5 protein-coding genes are annotated in these 6,339 nt (G+C 67.3%); all 5 read left to right on the forward strand.

Annotation, left to right across the window (positions count from 1 at the left end):
- Positions 1 to 16: 16 nt before the first annotated feature.
- On the forward strand, positions 17 to 1,444 hold the full coding sequence (amt, locus tag ARC23_RS16100) for an ammonium transporter (protein ID WP_057498134.1): 1,428 nt from the start codon (positions 17 to 19) through the stop codon (positions 1,442 to 1,444).
- 86 nt (positions 1,445 to 1,530) lie between these two features.
- Positions 1,531 to 2,277: an N-acetylmuramoyl-L-alanine amidase gene (locus ARC23_RS16105; RefSeq protein ID WP_057498135.1), complete on the forward strand. Its 747-nt coding sequence runs from the start codon at positions 1,531 to 1,533 to the stop codon at positions 2,275 to 2,277.
- A 67-nt stretch (positions 2,278 to 2,344) separates the two neighbouring features.
- Positions 2,345 to 3,511 (forward strand): murein transglycosylase A, encoded by a 1,167-nt coding sequence (gene mltA, locus ARC23_RS16110; protein WP_057498141.1) that lies wholly within the window; start codon positions 2,345 to 2,347, stop codon positions 3,509 to 3,511.
- Between the two features lie 110 nt (positions 3,512 to 3,621).
- Positions 3,622 to 3,936, forward strand: coding sequence for a hypothetical protein (locus ARC23_RS16115; protein ID WP_057498136.1), 315 nt, complete (start codon positions 3,622 to 3,624; stop codon positions 3,934 to 3,936).
- Between the two features lie 136 nt (positions 3,937 to 4,072).
- Complete coding sequence (locus ARC23_RS16120; protein ID WP_057498137.1) at positions 4,073 to 6,118, forward strand: TonB-dependent receptor; 2,046 nt, start codon at positions 4,073 to 4,075, stop codon at positions 6,116 to 6,118.
- Positions 6,119 to 6,339: the final 221 nt, after the last annotated feature.

Raw genomic sequence — 6,339 nt, forward strand, 5'->3', positions numbered from 1 at the left:
TTCCGGAGACTCCCCCATGAAGATGCGCCTTCTCACCGGGTGGCAAGCCCGGTTCCACCTCGTGTGCCTGTTGATGCTGCTCAGCGCGCTGGCTGCCGGTGCCTGGCCGGGCAGTGCCCACGCCCAGGCCCAGGTCTCGCCACTGGCAAGCGAAAACGTGGCAGTTGAACCGCTGCAGGCCCCCGTGGCCGCAGCACCGGCCGCTGCCGAAGCAACGGCACCGGCCTTCGACCACGGTGACGTGGCCTGGATGCTGACCTCCACCCTGCTGGTGCTGCTGATGGTGGTGCCGGGCCTGGCGCTGTTCTACGGCGGCCTGGTGCGCTCGAAGAACGTGCTGTCGGTGCTCAGCCAGATCCTGGTGGTGTTCTCGCTGGTGCTGCTGCTGTGGGTGGCCTACGGCTACAGCGCGGTCTTCAGTGCCGGCAATCCCTTCTTCGGCTCATTCACCGAATTCGCCTTCCTCAAGGGCTTTACCCCCGAGTCGGTGGGCAACACGCCGATCAAGGGCCTGCCGGACTATCTGTTCGTCGCCTTCCAGTCGACCTTCGCCGGCATCACCACCGCGCTGATCGTCGGTGCCTTCGCCGAACGCATCAAGTTCCGCGCGGTGCTGCTGTTCTCGGCGTTGTGGTTCACCCTCAGCTACGTCCCGATGGCGCACATCGTCTGGGGCGGCGGCTACCTGGGTGAGCTGGGCGCGATCGATTTCGCCGGTGGCACCGTGGTCCACATCAATGCCGGCGTCGCCGGCCTGGTCGCGGCCTGGTTCGTCGGCAAGCGCCTGGGCTACGGCCAGACCGCGCTGAAGCCGCACAACGTACCGTTCACCTATATCGGCGCGATGCTGTTGTGGGTGGGCTGGTTCGGCTTCAATGCCGGCTCGGCGGCCGCGGCCGACACCGTCGCTTCGCTGGCCTTCCTCAACACCGTGCTGGCCACCGCCGCCGCCGTGCTGGGCTGGACGCTGGTGGAAGCAATCAGCAAAGGCAAGCCGTCGGCCCTGGGTGCCGCTTCGGGCGCAGTGGCCGGCCTGGTCGGCATTACGCCGGCATGCGGCACGGTCGGGCCGTTGGGCGCGATCGTGATCGGCTTCGTGGCGGGCGTGGTCTGCGTGTGGGGCGTGACCGGTCTCAAGCGCCTGCTGAAGGTGGACGACACCGCCGACGTGTTCGGTGTGCACGGCGTGGGCGGCATCGTCGGCGCCATCCTCACCGGTGTGTTCAGCGCGCAGTCGCTGGGCGGCACCAAGGCCGATCTGGATATCGGGCACCAGGTCTGGGTGCAGGTGGTCAGCGTTGGCCTCACCGTGGTCTGGTCGGCGGTGGTGACCGCCGTCATCCTGCTGCTGGTAAAGGTCGTGGTGGGCCTGCGCGTGACCGAAGAGGCCGAGCGGACCGGCCTGGATGTCACTTCGCACGGCGAATCGGCCTACGAGGCCTGAGGTAGCGGCGTACTGACGTGGTGGGTGCCGACCGTTGGTCGGCACCCTGGCATGCATCATCAAGCGCAATCGCGCACAATCAGGCCATGCACCCGATCCGCGCCGTCCTGATGCTCTCGGCCTGCCTGCTGCTGGCCGCCTGCGCCTCCGCGCCGCAGGAAACCCACAACCCGCTCGCCACCTGGGTGCCATCGCCGAACCAGAACGCGCGCACGCCGGTCATCATCGTCATCCACCACACCGAGCAGAAGTCGGTTCAGCAGAGCCTGCATACGCTACGCACCGCCAACAGCGGTGGACCGGTCAGTGCGCATTACCTGATCGGTAGCGATGGCCATCGCTACCAGCTGGTGGCCGACGAACGCCGCGCCTGGCATGCAGGGTCCGGGCGCTGGGGCACCATCACCGACCTCAACTCAGCCTCGATCGGCATCGAGCTGGACAACGATGGCCGCAGCCCGTTCAGTGCGGCGCAGATCGAATCACTGATCCTGCTGCTGCGCGACCTCACCACCCGCCTGAACATCCCGCCGCGCCAGGTGATTGGCCACGCCGATCTGGCGCCGACGCGCAAGCAGGATCCGAGCCGCTTCTTCCCCTGGCAGCAGTTGGCCGAGGCCGGCTTCGGGGTCTGGCCACGCGCCGCCGACGGCGCGGCACCGGAGGGTTTCGACGCGTGGAATGCGCTGGCACGCTTTGGCTATCCGCTGGACAACCGCGAGGCCACCGTCGCCGCGTTCCATCGCCGCTTCCGTGGCCGTGACGACCTGCCGAAGACGCTGGATGCCGAGGACGCGCGCATCCTGCATTCGCTGCTGCTGCAGACGCCGTGACCCGGCGCATGAACGCTTGGCCCTGCGCTGGGTTGCCGCCCAGCGGCCAGCACTCCACCATGGCGGCATGATCGATTCCGCCACCTTCTTCAAGCGCAAGCACTGGACCCTGCTGGCAGCGGCGGTGCTCGCCGGTTGCGCCACCACCGCTCCCCGCACGGGCGCCGAAGCGCCCACGCCGGCCTCGCCGCCAGCGGCCACCTACGCGAAGGCGACATGGAGCGCATTGCCAGCGGTCTCCGACAGCGATCTGCAGGCCGGCTTCGTTGCCTGGCGCAGCAGCTGCACCCGCCTGAAAAACGACGCGGTCTGGGCCAAACCCTGTGCCGCCGCCGCCGCGGTATCCGGCAAGGACCCGGCCGCGATCCGCCAGTTCCTGCAGCGCGACCTCGATGTCTACGCGCTGCGTGCCGGCGGCCACCAGGCCGACGGGTTGATTACCGGCTACTACGAGCCGATCTACCCCGGCAGCCTCACCCGCACCGACAAAGCGACGGTGCCGGTCTACGGCACGCCGGATGATCTGGTGGTGGTGCAGCTGGACAGCCTCTACCCGGAACTGAAGGGCAAGCGCCTGCGCGGCCGCGTGGACGGCAAGGTGCTCAAGCCCTACGACGATGCCGGCACCATCGCCAGCAAGGGCGCCAAGGCGCCGGTACTGGCCTGGCTGACCGACCCGATGGACCTGCAGCTGCTGCAGATCCAGGGCTCGGGCCGGGTGCGCCTGGGCGACGGCACGCAGATCCGGCTGGCCTATGCCGAGCAGAACGGACACCCCTACCGCGCCATCGGCCGCTGGCTGGTCGACCAGGGCCAGCTGAAGAAGGAAGACGTCACCATGGACGCGATCCGCAGCTGGGCCCGGGCCAATCCCGCGCGGGTGCCTGACCTGCTGCGCAGCAACCCCAGCTACGTGTTCTTCGTGCGCAACCCGGACAGCCCGGAGGGCCCGCGCGGTTCGCTGAACGTGCCGCTCACCGCCGGCTACAGCGTGGCGGTTGATCGTACCGTGGTGCCACTGGGCAGCCTGCTGTGGCTGTCCACCACGCGCCCGGACGGCAGCCCGGTGGTGCGCCCGGTGGCCGCGCAGGACACCGGCGGCGCCATTGCCGGTGAAGTGCGCGCGGACCTGTACTGGGGCAGCGGCGATGCCGCCGGCAAGCTGGCCGGTGACATGAAGCAGAAGGGCAACCTCTGGATGCTGTGGCCGAAGGGCAGCCCGCTGCCGAACTGACCCGACCGGGGTCGGCTCCCTTTCCGCAGGAAAGGGCTCTGACCCCCCGGATGCCTGATAATGGCGCCATTCCGAACTCTCCGGCCGCACCTGCGGCCAGGACCCCTGCAATGACCTACGCAAAGCACACCGCAAGATCCGGCGCGAAATCCGCCGCCAGGAAGTACTACAAGCACTGGGCCGAATCGGGCCTGGGCAAGGGCAACGTGCTGATGGAAGCGCGGGGCGACAAGATCGTGCGCCAGGTGGAAATCTACGGCACCAAGTGGGTCTGGGCCGACGAGCATGCCCACAGCGATGACCGTTTCCTGCTGGCCGACCAGCCGGTGTCGTTCCTGGATTTCGACGAGGACGACGAAATCTCCGCGCGTGAATTCGAAAGCGCCTGGAAAAAGGCACGGGAAGCCACCGGCTACCCCGTGTAATCCGACCCCCCTGCCTTTGTAGCGTCGAGCCACGCTCGACGGCCGTTTGCCAGGAACAGTCGAGCATGGCTCGATGCTATAAAGGCGGCATGTGAAATGTTATATGATTACATTTCACCTGCACCCGTTCTCCCCCATGAAGATCTCCACGCTGGTGGCCGCCCTCGCGGCCGCACCGTTCGCCCCTGAAGCACTCGCACAGTCTGCCGACGCCGCGCTGACCCTCGGCAAGGTGCAGGTACATCAGCACGGCGAAGGCCAGCTCAGCGCGCACCAGGTGCTGACCTCGGTGGACGTGCTGGGTGCAGACCAGATCGAAAGCCGCAACGTCTCGCACAGCTGGGAACTGCTCGGGCAGATGCCCGGCATCCAGCTCACCGAAACCCGGCAGGGCGCCGAATCGGGCAAGGTCAGCTTCCGCGCCTTCAACGGCGAGGGCTATCTCAATGCCATCAAGACGCTGATCGACGGCATCCCCAGCAACGTCAACAGCGGCAACCAGCGCTTCATCGACATGCTGTTCCCGCTGGAGATCAGCTACATCGAAGTGGTGCGTGGTACCAACGACCCGCGCTACGGCCTGCACAACATCGGCGGCAACGTGAACTTCGGCACGCGCCAGGGCGGCACCTACACCGATGCGCGCCTGGCCTACGGAAGCTACAACACCCGTGATGCACAGCTGGCAGTAGGCCGTGAAACCAATGGCTTCGCGCAGAACTATTTCGTCGGCACCCAGGCCAGCGATGGTTATCGCGACCACGACACTTCCAGGAAGTACTCGCTGGGCGGCAAGTGGTTCTTCGGCACGCTGGACGAAGGGCTGCGCGTGGGCCTGACCGCGCGCGCCTATCACCATGAAGCCGACGAACCCGGCTTCATGACCGCCGAGGAACTGCGCACGCATCGCCGTGGCAGCGACCTGCGCAACGGCAACGATGGCGATGACCGCGACATGCGCCAGATCGCCGCGCACCTGGACCTGAAGCTGTCCGAGGGGCTCACCTTCGGCACGCGGCTGTACCACAACCGCTATGAGGACGACCGCCGGGTGACCTTCAGCGATCTGCCGGCCGGCAACCTGCCGCGCCAGCGCCGCGTGTGGGACGAGCGGCAGCATGGCCTGCTCAGCACGCTGACCTGGCAGGCCAGCCCCACGCTTACCGTCGAGGGCGGCCTGAACTACGAGCAGCAGGACAACGGCTACCTCCGCGAGCGCTACGCCTACGCCGAACCCACCGATTTCAGCCAGCCACCGGCGCGGGTGCAGAACAATGACCGCCACAGCTTCGACAACTGGGGCGCCTACGTGCAGGCCATCTACCAACCCGTCGAGGCCTGGAAGATCGTGCCGGCCTATCGCGTCGACCGCTTCAGTGGGCGCACCCACCTGATGAACGGCGTCAGCGGCCGCCTGCAGGACTACGGCAGCATCGACCAGCCCAAGCTGAGCGTCATCCATACCCTGGGCCAGGCCACCCATGTCTACGCGAACTGGGGCCGCACCTTCCAGGTATTGACCGGCTCCACCGCACCGGCCTACCTCACCCCGGGGCAGGCATCGATGCAGCCGTCCACCAACACCGGCATGGAGCTGGGCCTGAAATTCCAGCCGTTTGCCGGCAGCCAGGCACGCCTGGCGGTATGGCAGCAGGATGCGGAGAACGAGGTATCCAACATGCCGGCGACCGGTACGACGGTCACCCTGGGCAAGACCCGCCGACGCGGCGTGGATGCGCAGCTGAGCCTGCAGCTGGGCGACGACTGGACGGTCTGGGCGTCGCATGCCTACCAGGAAGCGAAGATCACCCGCGACGACCGCGATGCCAGCGTTTCCCTGCAGGGCCGCGAAGTGGCCGCCACCCCGCGCCACATCAGCAATCTGGGCGTGGACTATCGCGCCACTGATGCGCTGCGGCTGGGCCTGCAGGCGCGTGCACAGGGCGATTACTACCTGGAAGAGCGCAACGTGGCCGGCAAGTTCGGAGGCTTCGCCGTGCTCGACCTCAGCGCGGCCTACCAGCTCACTCCGCGTTTCAGCGTGGACCTGCAGCTGAAGAACGTTACCGGCCGCGAGTACGCCTACGCCTGGTACGACAGCTTCTTCTGGGACAGCGCGCGCCCGATGTTCTCGCCGGCCCCGGGCCGCAGCGTGTTCGTCGGCCTCAACATGAAGCTGTAACCGGCCACCCGGTAGTGGTCGAGCTTGCTCGACCTGCGGCAGGGGTCAGAGCCCTTTCCTGGCGGAAAGGGCTCCGACCCCGAACCCCGCAGCGCATGGGGTCAGATCCCTTTCCGCCAGGAAAGGGCTCTGACCCCGAACCCCGCGTTTTGCACTACATTTGTGCAATGTCCGCCCCCCCCCCCCCCCCCCCCCCCTCTACGCTTGGCACACCCCCCGCG

It is taken from the genome of Stenotrophomonas beteli, assembly GCF_001431665.1.
GTDB classification, from domain to species: Bacteria; Pseudomonadota; Gammaproteobacteria; order Xanthomonadales; family Xanthomonadaceae; genus Stenotrophomonas; species Stenotrophomonas beteli.

What these genes read in the sequence shown, in the direction of transcription:
- amt (WP_057498134.1), top strand. Translation starts at nt 17, where the DNA reads ATGAAGATGCGCCTTCTCACCGGGTGGCAAGCCCGGTTCCACCTCGTG.
- ARC23_RS16115 (WP_057498136.1), top strand. Translation starts at nt 3,622, where the DNA reads ATGACCTACGCAAAGCACACCGCAAGATCCGGCGCGAAATCCGCCGCC.
- mltA (WP_057498141.1), top strand. Translation starts at nt 2,345, where the DNA reads ATGATCGATTCCGCCACCTTCTTCAAGCGCAAGCACTGGACCCTGCTG.
- ARC23_RS16105 (WP_057498135.1), top strand. Translation starts at nt 1,531, where the DNA reads ATGCACCCGATCCGCGCCGTCCTGATGCTCTCGGCCTGCCTGCTGCTG.
- ARC23_RS16120 (WP_057498137.1), top strand. Translation starts at nt 4,073, where the DNA reads ATGAAGATCTCCACGCTGGTGGCCGCCCTCGCGGCCGCACCGTTCGCC.